We start from the raw sequence: 20,068 nt of genomic DNA on the forward strand, positions 1-20,068 counted from the left end.
TTCTCCCTTCCGTTAAACCTGCTTAATTTCTTTTACATTTGCATTTTTATCAACAGTAAGAACACCAGTATATTCAATCAGTTCAATCTCACAGTTTGCTCCTACTGTAACATTGTTTCCTCTTACTGTTCTTATGTGAGCATAATCAATATCGATATTGTCACCTTCTAATAGTTCAGCTTCTAACTGCAAGCCAAACACTGTTTTAAATAGCCTACTAAATGTACCTGATCTATGTCTTACTTTAATCGTTTGACCACCAATTTCTTTCGCTCGACATGTACCGTGAATATTTATATTAATTTCATCTGCGTTTAATAAACCACCGATTGTAAATTGTCCTTCTGAAGAAAAAGTATCCACTTCACAATTACCGTCAATTGTAGCTTGACCATTGACTTTAAATTCTTCACCAGTGACATTTCCACCTATCGTACCTTTTCCTGCAATTTTCAAACTGTTTGCTTTTACATTTTGCGTAATTGTTGCTTTTCCATCAATTCGCATCGTTTCAGCATGAACTGTGCCATCAACTTTACCAGATCCGCTAATTCGTGCACTACTACTTTTCAAATTGCCAGTAACTGCACCGTAACCGTTACATTCAAATTGCTCACATTCAACATTTCCATTCACAGTTCCTTTTCCGTTTAATTGCACTTTATGAAACTCGCCGCCATTCGATGAACCGTAACCATTTATAATCAAATTATCTGTACGCATACTTTCTCCTCCACTACAACAATTTAGTTTTTAATGCTTCGGTATATTTCATAATCGCTTCGCGTAAAACGATTTTGGTGCCTTTTTCAAAAATTAAATCGTCCACGTTTGAAACTAATAAACATGTAGAAATCCCTAACTTTCGGACAATGATTAAGTCACAAGTTTTATGTTTAATTGCTTCATAATTTTCACGTAAAACTTGCAAGACCATTTTTCCTTCTTCTAAACTAATCTCTCCTGATTGTAGTAATTCTTCTAACATGTACACATAAAGAATATCTACAAATTGAAAATCTGCTCTTTTATTCGTTTGTTCTATGAAAAATTGTAAAACTGGTTCTGATGCAATCCCCTTGCGTAAAATGTCTTCCTTTGTTAAAAGAATTTCTCTCACACTCGGTGAAAACATGTTAGCTAGTTCATCAAGTGATAAATCCTCTTTCATCGTTTGGATTTTATCGATACGCTCTAATATCTTTTCTTTCGGAAAAAATGTCTCTTGACCTGTAAACGTTGATTTTCGTACAAACCAATCTTCCGGAATTAAATTTTTTCTTTTCCACCTATATAACTGTCCATATGAAATACCAGTTAGTTCTAATAAATCTTTTTTTGAAATTAAATCTGTACTCAACTGTATAACACTCCTTCCTGATAATAATGTAACATAACACTGTTACGCTGTAAATAAACTTTTATCACAAGTAGCGTAACAATGTGTAAAACAAACCTATTCCTACATATAAAAAAGGCTCTTACACACCTTATGAAAATGTGCAAAAGCCCTTATATATCAAGACTTAAACCAAATATTATAAAAATCAATCCAACCTTGTGAATTAATCATTATATTTTGAACTTTTTCATGTGTACTTACCTCTTGTTTATTACGATATAAAGGAATAATATGAATTTGACGTAACAAAGTATCCTCGATATCACGTAACAGTGTAACTCTTTTCTCTAATTCTTCTTGTCTAAAATAAGGAGACAACTTTTCATGAAAGTCCATGCTGCTTTGTCCATGAATAAAACTATTTTTTGTAAGAAACATATATAATAGACTATCTTCTATTCGTTCACTAATTGTGGCACTATCATGCATCATATCGGCCTTTTGTATCGTACTTACTTCCAATAGCTCTTCTATATCAAGAAAATTATTTTCTACACGAATCCCATATTTCGCACACTCTTTTTGTATCCACTGTGCATCTTCAACATGATCTCGTCCTGTAAATGTGTAGAGTTGTAGCACTTCATTATGATAAGTACTCCTTTTAATTAAACTTTCTACATCTTCCTCAATCTCTACAATGCTTTCACCTGCTAATATTAGTTTTTTTGCCACTTCTCCACGTTCTCCGCCGAGTTCTTGAACGATTGTATAACCATGAATGATGTTATATAACGCTTTCCGAAATAACTCATCTTGCATTGGTCCTTCTTTCGTAAGATTACATGTTATATATGTCACGTTCGACTCAAGCCGAGACAATTCTTTATTATGTTTTTCTTTATCTTTATACTGCGCCTTTACTAAAACATCGTATGTACCTACACCTTGTTCTACATTCCACAACTCAACACGATCTAAAAAAGGTCTTTCACGAAAATATAAAGGATGTCCTTCTAAAATGAACAGATTTTCATTACTTTTATATAATTGAAAAGGCCCGGTTCCAATTAGCCCTCCTGCTTCATCTTCATTCACGATAGAACACTGTTCTGCACTTAGCATATGTAAAAACATTCGATTTTCTGTATGTAATTGAATTTCGAAAACGTAGTCATCCACTGAACGGATACTTTCAACGTGTTGTAACATCCATGCGTGTGCATTATTTTCCAGCTTCATAAATCGATTCAACGAGTATATAACATCATGTGCAGTAAGTTGTTTTCCATTATGAAAGTGAACTCCTTTTCGTAAGTAAAACGTCCATATTTTTTCAGCGTCATTATATTCCCAGTGAAATGCAAGTCTTGGCTCTATAATGTTTGTATTACCGTCTACATACACGAGTGTGTCGAATATATGTTTTACCATATGGCATTCTGAGCGCATTGTAGCGTATACAGGATCTAATGTGATATCTAAATTCATTTGTACTTGCAACCGGAGTACATCTCTTCTCCCTTCAGATGTCATTTCAACCTTATGACCAAATATTGAATCCACCCAGGAATGATATTCTCCCTTTACTGATGGAAAATGTGAGCTATAGCGTTCCACAAATATACTTCCGCTTTTCACATCCCCTTTTTTCGTTATTTCTTTTCCTCTATCTAAAATTAAAGATATCGGGTGCTTTTGAAATATTAACTTAGACCGATTTCCTCTGCCGCGACCTGGAAACCACTTGATCCAATTTAACTCATCTAATTTTTTTATAATTAACTTACTATTGCGCTCTGTACAAAATAATGTACCAGATATATTTTGCACTGTTACTTCCAATCGTTCTCCCTCTTTTTTTCCTTTTCCATAAGCAATCCATAGTTCAATGTATTGATCTAAAATAAACATCATACTCCCCCTAAAAGGTGAAAAATCCTCCCTATAGTCTCTACCCTTTTTCCAACTCTCCTTTCATCTTATCATTTCAATATAGAAAGGAGGAATTAATATTGAATTATCTCTTACTTCGTTACAATAAACCTATTTTTATTAGATTGTGTGGTGAATTATTAACCCGAACGACTGAATCTATGTTAGCTCTCATTATGATTATTTACGTCAATAAAATGTTAAACGGCAATGTAATAATAACTATGCTAATTTTCGGATTACAGCCACTTTCAGACATTTTATTTACGCTTATTGCTGGAGGAATTACTGATAAATATGGCCGAAAAAAGATTATGTTACTCGGATTATTACTACAAGGTGTTGCAATCGGCAGTTTCGTTTTCGCTCAATCTGTTTTTATATTTGCACTGTTATATGTCATTAATGGTATTGGCCGTTCCTTATACATTCCAGCTCAGCGTGCACAAATTGCTGATTTAACAAAACAAGAGCAGCAAGCAGAAATTTTTGCTCTCCTACAAACGATGGGAGCAATTGGATCCGTAGTCGGCCCTTTAATCGGTGCATGTTTTTATAATACTCACCCAGAATATTTATTTATCGTGCAAAGTGTAACCCTTACGATATATGCCGTTGTTGTTTGGACCCAGCTCCCAGAAACCGTTCCACCTATGAGTAAGTCGAAACAAACAGTTGAGGCAAGTTCACCAAAGCAATTTATTTTTAAACATTATGCTATATTCGGTCTTATGGTTTCTACACTCCCTATTAGCTTTTTTTATGCACAAACTGAGACGAATTATCGTATTTTTGCAGAACATGTATTTCCTAATCTCGTATTCATACTCGCATTTATTTCAACATGCAAAGCCATTTTGGAAATCATACTACAAATCTTCCTCGTAAAATGGTCTGAACGATTTTCTATGGCGAAAATCATCCTTATTTCTTACGCCTGCTATACAATAGCTGCAGTTGGCTTTAGTTATTCAACGACGATATTGTCGTTATTCTTCACCTTACTCTTTTTAGTCATTGGAGAAAGTATTGCTCTAAACCACTTATTACGATTCGTTTCAGAAATTGCACCTCACAATAAACGTGGTTTATATTTTTCAATTTACGGTATACACTGGGATATATCTCGAACGTGCGGACCAGTTATTGGTGCAGTTTTATTAAGTAAGTTAAATGGAAGTATGCTGTTTTATATTTGTGCTAGTTTCTTATTAATTGGAGGTATTGTTCAAGCACTGTTTGTTCAAAATTTAGAACGTAAAAAAATCACGAACCAGCCTACACATAATTTATAGGTTACTACTTTTTCAGTAGATCAATATTTCTTATTGGATGAATATTAAAAAACAAAAGTGAAGTATTTCGCGTATGAAAGTATGTTTTATATGGCAGGAGACGTTCCTTATTTACAACTAAAAACACCTCATTTAAGGAAAGTGAGGTGTTTTTGAAATCACTTAATTTCTTATCCTGCCATTTTATTAATACTATCCTCTGGTGAAAATACAGAAATATGATCTACCTTACCAGTCGATTTTGGAATGACAAATTTCAGCTCATACTGGTTATTTACTTTGTATACATATATTTTATCTTCACCATTCTCTTTAACTGAAGATGGTTTTCCTAATGCTTTTTCAATTTCTTGTAATGTAATCAATTTTAGTTCTGCATGATATGAGCGTACATCAAAAACTTGTGACCCTTTATTAAATCCGAAAACAATATTTTTATTTGTAAAAGTTGCGTACATTCCGTTCCCTGCATATTCGGTTTTATTTGCTTTCCCCCACGCTTTTTCAATTTCTTCAATATCCCCTGTATGGGCTCCAAATGGTACATTAGGTACTTTTCCTTCTTTTGCGAGTTCAAACAAATCTTTAACGTGGTTAATTGATTTTTGATTAAGTGTTCTATTTTTCGAATCTGGGTCAGGCGATGGTTTTGTTGTTTTTTCATTGCTTGGTTTTGCTTCAGGATTTTTCTGTTCTTCTGAAAAATTACTTTGTTCATTTTTATTATTTTCCGAGGTTGGATTTGTTTCCTTTTTTTCGTCTGTCTCTTTACATGCGGCTAGCGCAAACATACATGTAAACACCAAAAATAACATAACTATTTTTAAATATATTTTCATCATCTTTACCCCCTATTGCATCTTATTCATTTCGTTAACCAACCCATTACACTACTTTTCAAATTATGTTTGTTCCAAAAAAGTCAGTGCTTCACTCTCTCCAAAAGCTTGTACAAAATATATTACAAAAGCTGTTTCTAAAAAGTAACCAAGTCTGTTATATCCGAAGTAACTACCTCCTGATAAACGAAACCATTTTCATCTCCTTATTTAAACCTTCTCTTCTCAATGATAATATCCTCTATCTATAACTTAAAACATGCTCTCACAACAGCTCCTTGAAACAGAAAAAAACCAGTAGGAAGTGATTACTCTTTTCCTACTGGTTAAAATAAAATTATACGGTAAATCTTAGCTTCTTAAAAAATGTAGCGATAGTATTTTTTACAGTTTCAAAATTATAAGCAAACGTGTTATCTCCACTTAATGATGAAATACATGTTAAAACTGCAGCTTTAATAAAAGCTTTTACATCTACAAGCATAAAATTAGCCTCCATGAATTTAATTACAATCATTATAACAGGTGTTTTACGATGCTAACATGAAAGTAACAAATAAATTTCTATTATTAATTTATCCCGCTATTTGCCGGGCAGTAAGATCCCCACCTCAAAATTCAGCGGAAACAAAGAAGTTAGGTGGGGGCCCTGCTGTCCGTAAAAGCCCGATTGGTGAGGGCTGATAATCAGTGGGGATGAACACCCCACTGATTAAAGTTTCACTTTATTTAGCTCACAGTACACCATTCCAATGTCATATAAAAAAGCTGCCCAAAAAGGGCAGCTTCAAATATGTATATTACACTTCGATTGATTTACCATCTTCAACAATATGATAAAGTAAATGCGCTAAATGATGAATTGGACCGTATTCTTCCTCTTCCTCATCTGTTTCACCTTGGAACTCAAGATCGTTTAAGTACAGTGCTAAAAATTGATAGTATAGTTTTAAATCAAATCCGTAGCACGCAGTTGGCTCTTCATGATCACCTTCGTATTGTAACATTAAGTATTGATCGTTTCCTTCTGCATCTTCTGCATCAAAGAATACGAAGAATCCAACGTTTGTATCTAAATCAAATAGATGACGAGTGCCTTTTTCTGTTGCTTTGTTAAAGTCCTCTTCACTTAATTTATGTACTGTTGTCGCTTTAGCATTATCTTCTTGATGGAAATTTACTGTGAATGTTTTCAATGCTGACACCTCCTGATTGTATAATACTAGCATAACATATAAAAAGGACTGCTTACAAATGTAAACAGTCCTTACATTCATTTTCGCATTGCTCGTAATAAGAAGCTTACGATGAAAATTAAAATGATCGCACCGATTAAAGCTGGAATAATTGCATATCCGCCAATGACTGGACCAAAACTACCAAGTAATTTCGAACCAACCCAAGAACCGATAATACCAGCAATAATATTACCAATTACACCACCAGGTACGTCTTTTCCAGTAATTAAGCTCGCAAGCCATCCTAATATACCACCGACGATTAAAGACCAAATCATATAATAACCTCCTTTACATTTCACCAATCAAAATATAATTAGAAACAATTGCTTACCATTAGTTATGTGACATTTTTCATAAGTTATTCATGTTGTTCAACTTTAAGATTTTTGAGAATAATACACACAGATTAAACCTTTTTTTGAACTAACAATTTATCCGACTTGTTATTACACACATTAAGGACAATCTGGCTTCAATATTGTTCGCATAAACTCTTCTTTAAAAGCTGCATAGTTAAAACCAACAGCAATTCTTTGAATCGGCCGATCATCAAACCTTGTTGGCTCAGCTATTTTTCTAAAGTCTGCTACACTTTGGCCCCTAGTCACATCATTTGTCGTACTAATCCACACTGCCGATTTTTTATATTCGAAAATACTGTCATTTATAAACGAGATAAACGGTAGTAAATCGTGTATAGGACTTCCACCAATACCCGGATATTCTTTTTTATAAAAGTTCTCATAATAAAAATCAATCATTGGTTTAATGAGTTTCGCCTGTCCAGTTCCTTGTTTATCTATTATATTGGCCATTTCAGGTGTTATAAGCGCGCCCTGTGTTACATTTAACGGGTATATGCTAGCGTTTTTCGCATATTTCATAACAATATTTGCTGCAATTGGATCACCATAAAAATTCGCTTCAGATACTGGTGTAACATTACCTGGAAATAGGAAAGCGCCGCCCATTATATAATACGAACAAATACGATCCATTATATTTGGATACAATAAAAATAACGTAGCAAGCGTCGTTAGTCTCCCTGTCGCCACAATTATAATATCTTCTGGACAAGGTTCGATTAATTTGATTAATTCACAAAAATTTTCTCGTTTACAAATTCTCATCTCAGGTGGAATAATAGGACCTAAACCGTGATCCCCGTGGATTTCAGGGAAAAACAAAGGCTCTTCAGCTGTCATCGGTCTACTCGCACCTTCAATAATTTTCACTTGTGTAGCATAGTACCTTTCTAAAAAATAAACATTTTCCGTAACGATATCTCGTGATACATTCCCGTACTCAGCAACAATACCTAGAATATCTAATTTACATGTTTTATTTGCATAAATTAACGCTACGGCGTCATCAATACCAAAGTCTCCAAAAAAGATAATTTTCTTATTAACTATTCTCACCCCTCTTGAGCATAATCTACTATTATTATTATGTAAAAAAGACAAGGCGGTGAAACAGCGCAAACTAAAAAAGCCGCCTATTTATTGGCGACTTCAATCTTTTTATAAGACAAATATGCAAGTACATTTTTACTTGAATCGTATTTCGGGTTATTTCCTTTTCTCGGCTCTCTCATATGTGTCTTTTCAAATCCAGGAATGTCTGGCATTTTCCCCATAAATTCAAGCATTTCTTCCTCAGTACCTTCAATGCGTACACGAATCATTATAACTATTCCTCAATTCTCAGTTTCTCTGTACTAAGTATATCGTACTTCAGAAAGACTGCAACACATTTATCTTTTTAACGTTGTACTTTTTTTACATATAAACATAGCCATTTCAGTATAGAACGATTCTACTTTATTATTTTTAAATTGAATATTAAAATATCCCTTCATTTCGTTTGGTGCTTTCATCATACATTCTGTTAATTTTTCACGCTTTTGTAAAGGGACATCCATCATATTACACCACCAGTCAAAATCAAACTTCTTATCAAAAGTAAGACATGACTGCATTTGCAAACCGTTTTTTTCTAATAAAGTAAGCCATTCTGTCTTTTTTAGAGCTCGTTCATGACTTGGGTCACGCTTTTTTTCTATAAAATTATAAAATGTATCATATTCATTATTTTCTGGCGAAACATTATCTATTAAGATGAATAATCCATTATCCTCCAACGTACGATTTACTTCATAAATAAATTGAGCCGGACTCGTAAAATGATGGGCTGCAATCCGGCATGTAATTGTATCAAAAAAATGGTCTGCAAATGGTAAATTCTCTGCATTTCCTGCTACAAAAGATACATTTTCATGACCATTCTGCTTTATAAAAACTTTTGCTTTTTCTAACATCTGTTCTGTTAAATCAAGTGCAACTACTTCTTCAAACATAGGTGCTAACATATTTGCCACATGCCCGCCACCAGTAGCAACATCAAGAAGACGATTATTATGACGAGACTCAACTTGTTGAACTACATATTGTAAATCCAGTCCTTTAGCATGTATTTTACTATTTACATATTTATCTGCATTGCTGCCAAACTGTTTTTTCACAAGCTCTTCTTTACTCATATTAGCATCTTCTTTCTATTGTTATTTACATATACGACTCATATAATTATTACAATTCTCTTAATGTATTTTCAAATCCTCTTTTCATCTCACTTCTTATCATATTACCTTTCATTAAAATAATATAATTTTGCATTTTATTATTAAACAAAAAAAGCTATGGGAACTTCCCCCCTAACCTGAATAAATATTTACTACATTTTTATTTCTTCGTATATATCTATATAATATAAATCCTCTTTCAACTTCATAATAACATCTACTTCGTTATAAGTAGCCTCACGAGCATGTAAACCAAATTGATCCATACCAATCCATATCCACCCAGGTGTAAGATATAAAACATCTATATTAAAATAATCTAACTTAGTAAGCTCCGATGTAATAAATTTATCTTTATTAGCGATTTGTTTATCTATTAAACCGTATTCTTTCCCATTTTCAAATAGCGATATAAATTTCCCTACAATCGGATGTTCACGAACAATAAAATGATATTCTTTTTCTTCTATATTTACCACAATCAAACGAGAAACAGATAAATCAGGCCCTGAATTCGACATATTTGTTTATTCACCTCCTTATATAGGCTTCTTAAATATGATAACAAATGAATATTCAAATTAAGTTAATATAATGTAAAAAATAAAAAAGCTGATTTCTCTTTAGAAATCAGCCTTTATAATTTGATCAACTTTATTCTTTTACAAATTATTATAATGTTTCTTTTTCCTCATCATTTCCAGAAACTAAATTTCCTATAGCATCCGCTGTTACTTCCACTACAAATTCACAAATACCAGCTACAACTTCTCCAATTATTTCATCCATCTTTTTACCCCCTTATTTTATGTAACCTATTTGCATTATAGAAGAAACTGGTAAATACAAACTATCGAAAAAGGTGACATAAACCTTACAGAATTGTAAGCTCTTTCATCCCTTTACTTATCCCCTTTGAAACTCCAAGTATTTTTAGCAGACATATAGGCCATCATAATATGAAGCAAGTAATAATCTAGTGTCAGGAGGCGTTTAATATGTATTACGTAAAATTAATTAAAGGTCAATCTTTCTACGCTTTTGATCATCGTTTCTTAGTGTCTGAAGAAGAAGAGGTTTCAGAGAAAATTTATAATTACTTACGACGTAATGAATTTTTTGAAGTACGTAAAGAAGAATATTCTGCTTAATTACAAAAAGCATTAAGAAAAATATCATCTTATTGTGATATATTCTTAATGCTTTTATGTGAATTTCTTCTTTTCAATAATTATTGTTGACTCTATTAAATAATCTAGTATTTGTCCAAACTAATTATTCACTATTTTCATATTCTAGTATATGAGGAGGTGAAGAATATGACTCATATCATTGATTACCAAGCTACTCAACCTATTAGTAAAACTGGTGAAACAACTTTTGCAATCCCATCTTCTCCAAATAAAGCAATTTTAGCAAATTTGAAATTGCGAATTTCAAGTAGAGATTCACGTAATAATCGAGTAGAATTAATCGCTACAATTGGTATAGAAGGTATAACTGAGACTTCACAAGTTTTATTCCGAATTTTCCGTGATAATATTGAAATTTTTAATGCACAAGTAGGTATTGAATCTACAGATTCTGAACAATTCTATGTACAAACATTTCAAGCTATAGATCAAAACGTTAGCAGTGGAACACACGAATATTCATTAACTGTAGAAAACCTTACTAGTGGTGCAAGCGCAGAAGTTGTTGGCCCACTATCTTTTAGCGCTTTAGCTATTGGACAAGAGCGTAAATGTTGCTAAGTGAATCTAATATTTAATTTTGTACTTGAGAAAAGCGAGGCGTAGTTATACGTTCTTGCTTTTTTATATGTCCCCTTACTTTCTATTAGCTTTAATCATAAATTTTTTACGTTTTGATTCACTTATTTCATCAATTAACACATCAAATTTTTGACAAATCAAAAAGATTGAAATCCAATTATGAAACACGTAATATAGACTCTGACTCTAAAAAAGTTCGTATAAAAATACTACATAAATAAGGAGGTTTTATATACGCGTTTTTCATTTTAAAAGACGGAGAGGTTTTATGTTATGTGGCGTAATAAAAACGTTTGGATTGTTTTAATTGGGGAGTTTATTGCAGGTCTAGGATTATGGCTTGGTATTCTTGGCAACCTTGAATTTATGCAAAAATATGTCCCTTCTGATTTCATGAAATCAGTTATATTATTTATCGGACTATTAGCCGGTGTTCTAGTTGGACCTATGGCTGGCCGTGTCATCGATCAGTATGAAAAGAAAAAAGTTCTTCTTTACGCTGGGTTTGGTCGAGTTTTAAGTGTTATTTTCATGTTTTTTGCTATTCAATTTGAAAGTATCGCATTTATGATTGCATTTATGGTTGCTCTTCAAATTTCAGCAGCATTTTATTTCCCTGCATTACAATCTGTAATTCCACTCATCGTACGTGAGCATGAGTTATTACAAATGAATGGTGTACATATGAATGTTGGTACAATCGCTCGTATTGCAGGTACTTCACTAGGTGGAATTCTTTTAGTTGTGATGAGTTTACAGTACATGTATGCCTTCTCAATGGCAGCATACGCCTTATTATTCCTCTCGACTTTCTTCCTACAATTCGAAGACAAGAAATCAACAACACCAAGTAAACAAGCTGCAAAAGATAATAGCTTTATGGAAGTATTTCGTATTTTAAAAGGAATTCCTATTGCTTTTACAGCACTTATATTAAGTATCATCCCTCTATTATTTATAGCTGGGTTTAATTTAATGGTTATTAACATTAGCGAAATGCAACATGATCCTACGATTAAAGGGTTCATATATACAATTGAAGGTGTCGCATTTATGTTAGGTGCCTTCGTAATTAAACGTCTATCTGATCATTTCAAACCTGAAAAATTACTATATTTCTTCGCAGTTTGTACTGCTTTTGCACATCTGTCATTGTTCTTTAGCGATATAAAATGGATGGCTCTTACATCATTTGGTTTATTTGGGTTTAGTGTTGGCTGCTTCTTCCCTATTATGTCGACGATTTTCCAAACGAAAGTGGAAAAAAGTTATCACGGTCGCCTCTTCTCATTCCGTAATATGTTTGAGAGGGTTATGTTCCAAATCGTCTTACTTGGAACAGGCTTCTTCTTAGATACAATTGGGTTACAATATATGGTTCTCATCTTCGGAGTCGTTTCATTATTGATTATTTCTATTTCCCTTTCTAAGCAGAAACATTATGAAAAACAGCATTCGCAATCTGCGAATTTATAAAATAAACAAAGAAGTATGGATCTAATATTAGATCCATACTTCTTTGTTTTATAATACGCCTATTTATTACGTTTATTGAAATTACCTAAAGGAGTATCCCCCTTTTATTTCGAATAGATTATAAAAAGTACTCTTTATAAAAGGAGTGGTAAAATGTCTGATGACATCCAAGTATTTATTGTCCTGCTCTTTGCAATTGCTCTGTTTAGCATCCTAAACTTTTTAGCCATTTCCTTATCTGGACATAGTTTTAAAAAAAGAATCGTGGCAGGTTTCATATTTTTACTACTGACTCCCATTATCTTTTTGACTATCGCAACATTTGCTTCTATATTCGATAAAGCAGGATTTGGCGCAGGTACGTTAGCCTTTATGATCGCAAGCGTATATATATTAAATGGAATAGTAATTCTGCTTTCCTCTTTATTTATCCTCAAAAAAGACATAACATAGGCTATAGTACTAGCATGAATCTGACTTTACACTAGATTCATGCTTATTTAATTTCTCCTAAATTTTTATATGAAATTAAATAATTCTTTAAAAAAATTTAAACTTTATTTATTATAATATCCCTATCGTATTCGCACGTTTATTCAAATTTAAAAGAAAGGAGCACAAAATGAAAAAGGTTCTACTTACAATTCCTATACTAATCATCCTACTTAGTGGATGCAGCAATAACGATATATACGGTTCTTGGGAAGTCGTTGACAATAAAAAAGGTGAATGCCCTGTATATTATAAATTTGAAACAGTTGTCAAAAAAGAAAATAAAGAGGAAATTGTGCAAAATTTAGTAGAAATGCAAACAACAAAGAATAAAGACGATTTATATAAAGGCTCATTTGTAAAAAATTCTAATGTATATCACATTGATTATGGTAATTCATTTACATCGGACCAAACTTTAAAAGTTGCCGACGGTACATTAAATGTATACTTTTTGACAGCCGAAAAATTATGCACATATAAAAAGAAATGATTACATTTCAGAGGAGACGCAGAAAATATTTTCTGCGTTATTTCACTTTAGAAATCGTCCACAAAAATAGCCCTTGTTTTCGTATTCTTTTTCATTCAAAACATGAGAAATATACTTAATAAAAGCTAGAAAATACCTTAAGTTATATAAAATGAATCATATAATACACATTTCAATTAATATATCTACGCTATTTACATCGTTACTTTTCAAAATAGGCTAATCCTCCCTCTAAATGTGTCAATCGTTTTAATTTTCATAAAAAAATGATAAAATGTAAACATGTGTTTTCAGAATAATTAAAAACGCAGAATGAAAGCACTGTTTTTAGGAGGGGTTTTGATGACTTACACGTTAGCAACTAGAATGAAAGCATTCCAATCTTCTATATTTAGTGAATTAGGAGCCTATAAAAAAGAAAAAATTGCAGCAGGTCATAACATGATTGATTTGAGCATCGGAAATCCTGATATGCCGCCCGCTGATTTTGTAAGAGAAACAATGGTACATACAGCGAGTGAAAAAGAGAGCTACGGGTATACATTATCCGGTATTCAAGAATTTCACGAAGCTGTAACTGAATATTACAACAACACTCATAACGTTTTATTAAATGCGGATAAAGAAGTTTTATTATTAATGGGTTCACAAGATGGGCTCGTTCATTTACCTATGGTTTATGCAAATCCAGGTGATATTATATTAGTTCCTGATCCAGGATATACAGCTTATGAAACAGGGATTCAAATGGCTGGTGCAACATCTTACTACATGCCTTTAACGAAAGAGAATGATTTCTTACCAGACTTAGAAGTCATCCCTGAAGAAATTGCCGATCAAGCGAAGATGATGATTTTAAACTTCCCAGGGAATCCCGTTCCAGCAATAGCTCATAAAGATTTCTTTAAAGAAGTAATCGCATTCGCGAAAAAGCATAATATTATCGTTGTCCATGATTTTGCTTATGCTGAATTTTATTTCGATGGTAATAAGCCAATTAGCTTCCTCTCTGTACCTGGTGCTAAAGAAGTTGGTGTAGAAATCAATTCTTTGTCAAAAAGTTATAGTTTAGCAGGTAGCCGTATTGGATATATGATTGGAAACGAAGAAATTGTTCGTGCACTTACTCAATTTAAATCTAATACCGATTACGGTGTATTTTTACCAATTCAAAAAGCGGCATCCGCAGCACTAAGAAATGGCGCTGCATTTTGTGAGAAAAACCGCGATATTTATCAAGAACGGAGAGATACTTTAGTTGATGGATTCCGAACATTTGGCTGGAATGTCGATAAGCCAGCTGGTAGTATGTTTGTCTGGGCTGAAATTCCACAAGGATGGACTTCTCTAGACTTCGCTTATGCATTAATGGATCGTGCGAATGTCGTTGTTACACCTGGTCATGCATTTGGGCCTCATGGAGAAGGCTTCGTACGTATTGCACTCGTTCAAGATAAAGAAGTGTTGCAACAAGTTGTTGAAAATATTAGAAATAGCGGCATTTTCGTCCTTGAAAAAGTAGATGAATTAGTTCAAAATTAGTTCCCACTCCCCTGCTTAACTTTAGCAGGGGTATTATTAATTGGAGGTACTTTCATATGCATATTAAAGACACGCTTCCCCATCGTTATCCATTTTTAATGATTGATAAAGTAACAAATGTAAAACAAGGTGAATCCGTTACAGGATATAAACTCATTACAAATAACGAATGGTTTATAAATGATAGTCAAAAACATATGCCTCATATGTTAATTGTAGAATCACTTGCCCAGCTTAGTGCATTTGTACATACAAGTGATTCTGAAGGACTAGGATTCCTCTCCTCTTTAGATGGAGTTGAATTCCACGGAAAAGCATATCCCGGTGATAAACTTGATTTACATTATGAGCTAACGCGCAATCGCCGAGGTTTTATTCTTGGTAAAGGTATTGCAACTGTAAACGACCAGCCTATTGTAACTATAGAAAAACTATTAATATATCAAGCAGATTAAAGTGTTCCTTATATCAGTTGGAAATATCTATTCTCAACCAATTAAGTAAGTAGGAAAACATATTACGTAGTTAGGAGCAGGAAAATGGAACGTACTATCGGTATCGATGCTGGAGGCACATTAACGAAAATAGCTTATTTTAACGAAAAAAAGCTATTAACTTTTGAAAAATTTTATTCGCATGAACAACATAAAATAATAGATTGGATTAAAAACAACAATGGCATAAAACAAATATGTATTACGGGTGGTAAATCGAAACTATTACAGCATCTGCTTACAGCTTCATATAAAATAATAGAGCTAAACGAATTTGAATCTACTCTTGCAGGTGTCCAATACATATTAAAAGAAGAAAAACACACTATAAACAATTTTATTTTAACCAATATCGGTACAGGTACTTCTATCCATTATGTTTATAATGAACAATATATTCGCGCTGGTGGAACCGGAGTTGGCGGTGGGACTATTATGGGACTTTCAAAATTGTTAACAAATATAGATCATTTTGAAGATGTAATCCCTCTAACAAAAGTAGGATCTAGAAAAGAACTAGATATTACGGTTGGAGATATTTATAGTGGTATTCTCTCACCTATTGATAATAGCTTAACTGCTAGCAATTTTGGTAAAGCCGCTATTTCAGAATCGAAATATAATAGCTCAGACATACTTGCTACTATACAAGGACTTGTCGGTGAAGTCGTTACTGCATTAAGCCTTCAATTCGCTGAAACAAAAAACATTGAACATATTATTTATATTGGTTCGACTTTATGTAATAACGTACAACTTCAACATATTATGAGTAGCTACACCGAATATCAAAATAAAACACCAATCTTTTTACAAGATGGTGGTAATAGCGGTGCAATTGGTGCATTACTTCATGCTACGAAATAAAAAGCTGACTTTTGTCAGCTTTTAAAAAATGGCACTTCAAATTCAATAATTGATTCCCCATTCTCTCCAATTCGCTCCACGCTTATTCTATCAATCACACAATTTAACTTCCCATGAAAACTAGGAATCTCCTTCACTACTTCAGCAGCTAATTCGGCACTTTCTTTTCTTCCGACTGTTACATGTGGGATGTACGGAATGTCTTCTTTCAAAAATTGTAATAAAGGTCCTGTATACAGGCTATCATGTAGTTCTTCTATTTGTTTTCTTCCTCTATCAACTTCTAAAAACAAATAGTTTCCTACGCTAGTGATACGATTTGCAAACTCAATTTCAATTTTGCCTCCCCCTTTTGATACATTAAAAATATGAGATTTTAATTCATCATTTGAAATATTACTCTTAAACGGGAATACGATTGTTATATGCGGTGGAATTAATCCAAATAAAGGATCATGTTTATGTCTAATGTTCTCTATTTTATCGATGGACATGTTGTTTAGAAAAAGTAAAATTGTACGCATTTTTATCCCCTCAACTTTTCCTCATTATAATATGTATCATATTCTATGACAGCCTGCCCTTCAACAACTTGTTTTGCTTACCTATAAAAATAAAAAAACTTCTCAAATGAGAAGTTTTCATATAGCATGATTATTATTTTCCCGCCAAACTTTCCTAAACTTTATATAACAAGCAATTCTCCATGGAATAATATACGAGACAGCAACAACGTAAAATAATAAACCAATCGTTTGTTGATCTAAATCAACGATAAATTGTCTTGAACCATATCTTAAAACGACAAGTGCAATAAAAGTAATTAAAAAAGCTGCACTTTTTTTCGTATAAATATTCCCATCATCTCTTCGCTCATAATTTGTTAGTGCTATAAGTGGTACAGAGAAAAGAATCCCAATAAATGCTGCTATAGCCACTTGTAGTACAGCTGGATGTACGGGACCTAAAAACCATACAATACCTGGTGTTAAAAATAGTAATGGCCATAAAATACGTTTTCCCGATCCCTTTATTGGCTTATACATGGAGCGATAACGACGCCAAAATATTAGTAGTGCAATGCATAAAAAAACGGTTATTAATGAAGAAGTATCTCCCATTTACTCTTCCTTCTCCCCTAAAATAATTGTATTTAAATTGTATCTTCAAACGAAACCTTACGAATAAATAGAGCGCTAATTACAATATATATGCAAATAAGAACTATCGAAACTAATATGAAATTAGGTATTTCTAGTAACATTTTACTATTAATAAACACCAACTCTTTTATACCTATCCCTGCATACATTGTACTCGCCAATCCGAATAAAACTATTATACTAAAGGCCAATCCGAACCAATTAAATCTTTTCTGAACAATAGTTGTTGATTGGAATAAACAAGCTAATGTACTATAAAATATGAATTGTACAAAGAATTGTTCAATTGCAGATGCTCCTAAATTTACATGTTCTGTTTTATAAAATGTATCCTGTAAAAACAAAGCTTGAAGACATGAAAACAATGCTGATTGCAATAAATTAAAACATATTGAACCAATCAAAAATTGCAACCTAGTGACACCAAACGAGACGACTGTAGGAAAAATATCAAGTTGAATAAGAAACACGCTTATCACAATAAACATTACGATTACAATTGATGAATTATTGAAAATATCATGTAAAAATGCTACCTTTATTCCCTTTAAATCAGTTGCAGTCATTGTCCCTTTTATAAGTAATGCCACAGTCCAAAAGATAAGAATGGCTTTATACTGATATTTTATATGTAACTTCAACTGCTTCATTAACATCGTCATTTTATTTCACCACCAGTTATATGAATAAATAGTTTTTGTAATGTAATTCTATCAATTGATAACCCTTCTTTTTCAAGAGAGTAATAATCTTCATTAGAAAGTTCTTCCCATATAACAGAAATCCCCTTATTTCCATAAACTTCTCGATTTATAACTTTTTTATTAATTGAAAACTTACCTACTTTATCTTTTTTCCCTGAAATAATATGACCTTGTCGTAATAAATCTTCCACTGATGATTGAACAACAAGTGCACCTTCTTTTATGATGATTACATCTTCGATAACATGGGTTACTTCTTCTACTAAATGAGTTGATAATATAATTGTTCTTGGATGCTCACCATAATCTTCTAATAGTAAACTATAAAACAGCTCTCGATGTGCTGCGTCTAAACCGGTAGTCGGTTCATCAAAAATTGTAATCGGCGCCCTACTTGCTAATCCTTGAATAATTCCTACTACAGTTTGCATTCCATGTGATAATTTATGGTATTTGTCTTTCAAATTAAGTTGAAATCTCCTAGCAAGTTCTTCAGCAAACTCTTGATCCCAGTTTTTATAAAACATGTTACATAAATTAAAAATATTTTTTACTTTATCATTTAAATATGCAGCTTCTTTAACTCTAACAAAACAAATATTTTGCATTGCTTTACTATTTTCAAATACATTTTCACCAAATATTGATACACTTCCACTACTTGAAGTAATTTGACCTGCAAGTAAATTTAATAGTGTCGTTTTCCCTGCTCCGTTCCTTCCAAGCAAACCATATATTTTATGCTCTTCCAATGAAATCGTTACTTCATTTACAGCTATTTTCTTTTTATATTTTTTCGTTACATCTTTCGTTTCAAGTGCAATCATCCCTCTTTCCCCTCCTTCGTAATCTTTTGAATCATATCCATCAATTCATTTTTTGATATTTCTAGTACTTTCGCTTCTTCCCACACTTTAGGTAAATATTCAGTCATAAAAGTATTTTGTCTTTTTTTTAGTACGACTTCTTTCGCTCCCTTTGCAACAAACATTCCAATCCCTCTCTTTTTATATAAAATCCCCTCATCCACTAATACATTTACCCCTTTAGCTGCAGTAGCCGGATTTATTTGTAACATCTTCGCAAATTGATTTGTCGATGGAACTTGTTCTTCTTCAAGCAATATGTCTTTTAAAATATCAGATTCAATCGTTTCTGCAATTTGTAAGTATATTAATTTATTTTGCTCCAGAGTAGGTTTCACACTTTCACCACCTTAGGTTCATAGGTTCATTACTTGTGTAATTAACCATATCACATAAAAATGTTTTTTCCATAAATTTCTTTTACAAAAAAAGAGAATCATTCGTTTAAGAATGACTCTCTTTCTAAAATTTCGAAGTTTCAACTCTTGTTCTCAAATTCTTTTCATTTATACCATTTTGACAAAAGTTAAATTGTTGTCCCTTTATTGACTTTGTACGATCTACTATTTGCCCTAAATGATAACTTGTATGCTCCACTAAATGTAATAAACTATGAAGTTCAATATGCCTTTTTTCTTCCCATACTTGTATATATACTTTTCCCCACTCATCAAATATTTCTTCAACAGTTTTTAACAAAGTTTCGGAGCTTAAATGTTTTATTGGAAAATATTCTTCAATTCCATTTTCAAAAACTATATTGGGATCCTTATAACGCCTTGTATTTCTCTGTAAATGTTCACAAATATGTAGTACGATTCCACCAATTGAATTAACAGAAGTCTCTTGTTTCCACAAATCTTCTTCACTAACGAGCCTAATTGCCTGTACTAACTTAGGTAAATAATGATCCTGCATTCTATGATAAGAAATTTTGTATACTAACTCCATCTTCTCCCC

At 32.6% G+C, this 20,068-nt stretch carries 26 protein-coding genes and 1 pseudogene; 9 read left to right on the forward strand and 18 right to left on the reverse strand.

Features of this window, described 5'->3' with window-relative positions:
* Positions 1 to 12 precede the first annotated feature (12 nt).
* The 3 genes from EBQ15_RS06990 to EBQ15_RS07000 all read right to left on the reverse strand — a co-directional run bounded on the left by EBQ15_RS06990 (position 13) and on the right by EBQ15_RS07000 (position 3,256).
* Positions 13 to 723, reverse strand: coding sequence for a bactofilin family protein (locus EBQ15_RS06990; RefSeq protein WP_001258387.1), 711 nt, complete (start codon positions 721 to 723; stop codon positions 13 to 15).
* Between the two features lie 13 nt (positions 724 to 736).
* Entirely contained in the window at positions 737 to 1,360 is a 624-nt protein-coding gene (locus EBQ15_RS06995; RefSeq protein ID WP_000102244.1) for a YhbD family protein, read from the reverse strand.
* Positions 1,361 to 1,519: 159 nt separating this feature from the next.
* Positions 1,520 to 3,256, reverse strand: a complete 1,737-nt coding sequence (locus tag EBQ15_RS07000; protein WP_000470200.1) for an ABC transporter substrate-binding protein — start codon at positions 3,254 to 3,256, stop codon at positions 1,520 to 1,522.
* Between the two features lie 101 nt (positions 3,257 to 3,357).
* Between EBQ15_RS07000 and EBQ15_RS07005 the strand changes: the two genes are divergently transcribed.
* Positions 3,358 to 4,572: an MDR family MFS transporter gene (locus EBQ15_RS07005; RefSeq protein ID WP_001108458.1), complete on the forward strand. Its 1,215-nt coding sequence runs from the start codon at positions 3,358 to 3,360 to the stop codon at positions 4,570 to 4,572.
* A 170-nt stretch (positions 4,573 to 4,742) separates the two neighbouring features.
* On the opposite strand, the gene EBQ15_RS07010 is transcribed toward EBQ15_RS07005, so the two are convergent.
* The 9 genes and pseudogenes from EBQ15_RS07010 to EBQ15_RS07050 all read right to left on the reverse strand — a co-directional run bounded on the left by EBQ15_RS07010 (position 4,743) and on the right by EBQ15_RS07050 (position 9,757).
* Positions 4,743 to 5,414: a YjgB family protein gene (locus EBQ15_RS07010; RefSeq protein ID WP_001987496.1), complete on the reverse strand. Its 672-nt coding sequence runs from the start codon at positions 5,412 to 5,414 to the stop codon at positions 4,743 to 4,745.
* Positions 5,415 to 5,437: 23 nt separating this feature from the next.
* Positions 5,438 to 5,609 (reverse strand): annotated as a pseudogene (locus EBQ15_RS07015) (aminopeptidase); the annotation flags it as partial.
* 139 nt (positions 5,610 to 5,748) lie between these two features.
* Positions 5,749 to 5,895, reverse strand: coding sequence for a hypothetical protein (locus tag EBQ15_RS07020; RefSeq protein WP_000959554.1), 147 nt, complete (start codon positions 5,893 to 5,895; stop codon positions 5,749 to 5,751).
* 316 nt (positions 5,896 to 6,211) lie between these two features.
* The gene (locus EBQ15_RS07025) at positions 6,212 to 6,607 is read right to left on the reverse strand and encodes a hypothetical protein (RefSeq protein ID WP_000847587.1); all 396 of its coding nucleotides are present in this window, start codon (positions 6,605 to 6,607) and stop codon (positions 6,212 to 6,214) included.
* Between the two features lie 77 nt (positions 6,608 to 6,684).
* Positions 6,685 to 6,927 (reverse strand): GlsB/YeaQ/YmgE family stress response membrane protein, encoded by a 243-nt coding sequence (locus EBQ15_RS07030; RefSeq protein ID WP_000638306.1) that lies wholly within the window; start codon positions 6,925 to 6,927, stop codon positions 6,685 to 6,687.
* A 180-nt stretch (positions 6,928 to 7,107) separates the two neighbouring features.
* Positions 7,108 to 8,073: a nucleoside hydrolase gene (locus tag EBQ15_RS07035; RefSeq protein ID WP_001223681.1), complete on the reverse strand. Its 966-nt coding sequence runs from the start codon at positions 8,071 to 8,073 to the stop codon at positions 7,108 to 7,110.
* Positions 8,074 to 8,150: 77 nt separating this feature from the next.
* Complete coding sequence (locus EBQ15_RS07040; RefSeq protein ID WP_000621885.1) at positions 8,151 to 8,339, reverse strand: DUF3970 family protein; 189 nt, start codon at positions 8,337 to 8,339, stop codon at positions 8,151 to 8,153.
* Between the two features lie 69 nt (positions 8,340 to 8,408).
* Positions 8,409 to 9,194 carry a class I SAM-dependent methyltransferase gene (locus tag EBQ15_RS07045; RefSeq protein ID WP_000031305.1) on the reverse strand — a complete coding sequence of 262 codons (786 nt, stop codon included), beginning with the start codon at positions 9,192 to 9,194 and terminating at the stop codon, positions 8,409 to 8,411.
* A gap of 194 nt (positions 9,195 to 9,388) precedes the next feature.
* A complete protein-coding gene (locus EBQ15_RS07050) occupies positions 9,389 to 9,757 on the reverse strand; it encodes a hypothetical protein (RefSeq protein ID WP_000071478.1) in 369 nt (122 codons plus the stop codon).
* 477 nt (positions 9,758 to 10,234) lie between these two features.
* Between EBQ15_RS07050 and EBQ15_RS07055 the strand changes: the two genes are divergently transcribed.
* The 8 genes from EBQ15_RS07055 (at position 10,235) to coaW (ending at position 16,375) form a co-directional block, all read left to right on the forward strand.
* Positions 10,235 to 10,387, forward strand: a complete 153-nt coding sequence (locus tag EBQ15_RS07055; protein WP_000291905.1) for a YqbF domain-containing protein — start codon at positions 10,235 to 10,237, stop codon at positions 10,385 to 10,387.
* Positions 10,388 to 10,555: 168 nt separating this feature from the next.
* Positions 10,556 to 10,990, forward strand: a complete 435-nt coding sequence (gene exsC / locus EBQ15_RS07060) for an exosporium protein ExsC (protein WP_000148806.1) — start codon at positions 10,556 to 10,558, stop codon at positions 10,988 to 10,990.
* Between the two features lie 294 nt (positions 10,991 to 11,284).
* The gene (locus EBQ15_RS07065) at positions 11,285 to 12,487 is read left to right on the forward strand and encodes an MFS transporter (RefSeq protein WP_000269261.1); all 1,203 of its coding nucleotides are present in this window, start codon (positions 11,285 to 11,287) and stop codon (positions 12,485 to 12,487) included.
* Between the two features lie 153 nt (positions 12,488 to 12,640).
* Positions 12,641 to 12,940 (forward strand): hypothetical protein, encoded by a 300-nt coding sequence (locus tag EBQ15_RS07070; protein ID WP_001278448.1) that lies wholly within the window; start codon positions 12,641 to 12,643, stop codon positions 12,938 to 12,940.
* Between the two features lie 169 nt (positions 12,941 to 13,109).
* Complete coding sequence (locus EBQ15_RS07075) at positions 13,110 to 13,472, forward strand: hypothetical protein (protein ID WP_000757017.1); 363 nt, start codon at positions 13,110 to 13,112, stop codon at positions 13,470 to 13,472.
* Positions 13,473 to 13,814: 342 nt separating this feature from the next.
* Positions 13,815 to 15,014, forward strand: coding sequence for an LL-diaminopimelate aminotransferase (locus EBQ15_RS07080; RefSeq protein ID WP_000222710.1), 1,200 nt, complete (start codon positions 13,815 to 13,817; stop codon positions 15,012 to 15,014).
* Between the two features lie 56 nt (positions 15,015 to 15,070).
* The gene (locus tag EBQ15_RS07085; protein WP_000547659.1) at positions 15,071 to 15,469 is read left to right on the forward strand and encodes a 3-hydroxyacyl-ACP dehydratase FabZ family protein; all 399 of its coding nucleotides are present in this window, start codon (positions 15,071 to 15,073) and stop codon (positions 15,467 to 15,469) included.
* A gap of 84 nt (positions 15,470 to 15,553) precedes the next feature.
* Complete coding sequence (gene coaW, locus EBQ15_RS07090; protein ID WP_000442489.1) at positions 15,554 to 16,375, forward strand: type II pantothenate kinase; 822 nt, start codon at positions 15,554 to 15,556, stop codon at positions 16,373 to 16,375.
* 14 nt (positions 16,376 to 16,389) lie between these two features.
* Here coaW and EBQ15_RS07095 read toward each other — a convergent pair whose 3' ends face one another.
* From EBQ15_RS07095 to EBQ15_RS07120, 6 genes are all read right to left on the reverse strand, one after another.
* Positions 16,390 to 16,899, reverse strand: a complete 510-nt coding sequence (locus EBQ15_RS07095; protein ID WP_001259207.1) for a 2'-5' RNA ligase family protein — start codon at positions 16,897 to 16,899, stop codon at positions 16,390 to 16,392.
* A gap of 117 nt (positions 16,900 to 17,016) precedes the next feature.
* Positions 17,017 to 17,496, reverse strand: a complete 480-nt coding sequence (locus EBQ15_RS07100; RefSeq protein ID WP_000502975.1) for a CcdC family protein — start codon at positions 17,494 to 17,496, stop codon at positions 17,017 to 17,019.
* 32 nt (positions 17,497 to 17,528) lie between these two features.
* Positions 17,529 to 18,200 carry a DUF4052 family protein gene (locus EBQ15_RS07105; protein WP_000178179.1) on the reverse strand — a complete coding sequence of 224 codons (672 nt, stop codon included), beginning with the start codon at positions 18,198 to 18,200 and terminating at the stop codon, positions 17,529 to 17,531.
* Complete coding sequence (locus tag EBQ15_RS07110) at positions 18,197 to 19,069, reverse strand: ABC transporter ATP-binding protein (RefSeq protein WP_000560918.1); 873 nt, start codon at positions 19,067 to 19,069, stop codon at positions 18,197 to 18,199. The genes EBQ15_RS07105 and EBQ15_RS07110 overlap by 4 nt, the downstream gene beginning before the upstream one ends.
* Entirely contained in the window at positions 19,066 to 19,446 is a 381-nt protein-coding gene (locus EBQ15_RS07115) for a GntR family transcriptional regulator (RefSeq protein ID WP_000805199.1), read from the reverse strand. The genes EBQ15_RS07110 and EBQ15_RS07115 overlap by 4 nt, the downstream gene beginning before the upstream one ends.
* A gap of 124 nt (positions 19,447 to 19,570) precedes the next feature.
* Positions 19,571 to 20,059, reverse strand: coding sequence for a DinB family protein (locus tag EBQ15_RS07120; protein ID WP_000424640.1), 489 nt, complete (start codon positions 20,057 to 20,059; stop codon positions 19,571 to 19,573).
* Between the last annotated feature and the right edge of the window lie 9 nt (positions 20,060 to 20,068).

The organism is Bacillus sp. 2D03, from assembly GCF_003946765.1.
Lineage (GTDB): Bacteria > Bacillota > Bacilli > Bacillales > Bacillaceae_G > Bacillus_A > Bacillus_A cereus.

Coding starts and splice junctions, on each gene's coding strand:
- EBQ15_RS07045 (WP_000031305.1), bottom strand. CDS start 9,194: ATGAGTAAAGAAGAGCTTGTGAAAAAACAGTTTGGCAGCAATGCAGAT.
- exsC (WP_000148806.1), top strand. CDS start 10,556: ATGACTCATATCATTGATTACCAAGCTACTCAACCTATTAGTAAAACT.
- EBQ15_RS07050 (WP_000071478.1), bottom strand. CDS start 9,757: ATGTCGAATTCAGGGCCTGATTTATCTGTTTCTCGTTTGATTGTGGTA.
- EBQ15_RS07040 (WP_000621885.1), bottom strand. CDS start 8,339: ATGATTCGTGTACGCATTGAAGGTACTGAGGAAGAAATGCTTGAATTT.
- EBQ15_RS07080 (WP_000222710.1), top strand. CDS start 13,815: ATGACTTACACGTTAGCAACTAGAATGAAAGCATTCCAATCTTCTATA.
- EBQ15_RS07020 (WP_000959554.1), bottom strand. CDS start 5,895: ATGCTTGTAGATGTAAAAGCTTTTATTAAAGCTGCAGTTTTAACATGT.
- EBQ15_RS07075 (WP_000757017.1), top strand. CDS start 13,110: ATGAAAAAGGTTCTACTTACAATTCCTATACTAATCATCCTACTTAGT.
- coaW (WP_000442489.1), top strand. CDS start 15,554: ATGGAACGTACTATCGGTATCGATGCTGGAGGCACATTAACGAAAATA.
- EBQ15_RS07030 (WP_000638306.1), bottom strand. CDS start 6,927: ATGATTTGGTCTTTAATCGTCGGTGGTATATTAGGATGGCTTGCGAGC.
- EBQ15_RS06990 (WP_001258387.1), bottom strand. CDS start 723: ATGCGTACAGATAATTTGATTATAAATGGTTACGGTTCATCGAATGGC.
- EBQ15_RS07010 (WP_001987496.1), bottom strand. CDS start 5,414: ATGATGAAAATATATTTAAAAATAGTTATGTTATTTTTGGTGTTTACA.
- EBQ15_RS07110 (WP_000560918.1), bottom strand. CDS start 19,069: ATGATTGCACTTGAAACGAAAGATGTAACGAAAAAATATAAAAAGAAA.
- EBQ15_RS07105 (WP_000178179.1), bottom strand. CDS start 18,200: ATGACGATGTTAATGAAGCAGTTGAAGTTACATATAAAATATCAGTAT.
- EBQ15_RS07100 (WP_000502975.1), bottom strand. CDS start 17,496: ATGGGAGATACTTCTTCATTAATAACCGTTTTTTTATGCATTGCACTA.
- EBQ15_RS07000 (WP_000470200.1), bottom strand. CDS start 3,256: ATGTTTATTTTAGATCAATACATTGAACTATGGATTGCTTATGGAAAA.
- EBQ15_RS07095 (WP_001259207.1), bottom strand. CDS start 16,899: ATGCGTACAATTTTACTTTTTCTAAACAACATGTCCATCGATAAAATA.
- EBQ15_RS07070 (WP_001278448.1), top strand. CDS start 12,641: ATGTCTGATGACATCCAAGTATTTATTGTCCTGCTCTTTGCAATTGCT.
- EBQ15_RS07065 (WP_000269261.1), top strand. CDS start 11,285: ATGTGGCGTAATAAAAACGTTTGGATTGTTTTAATTGGGGAGTTTATT.
- EBQ15_RS07085 (WP_000547659.1), top strand. CDS start 15,071: ATGCATATTAAAGACACGCTTCCCCATCGTTATCCATTTTTAATGATT.
- EBQ15_RS07055 (WP_000291905.1), top strand. CDS start 10,235: ATGTATTACGTAAAATTAATTAAAGGTCAATCTTTCTACGCTTTTGAT.
- EBQ15_RS07120 (WP_000424640.1), bottom strand. CDS start 20,059: ATGGAGTTAGTATACAAAATTTCTTATCATAGAATGCAGGATCATTAT.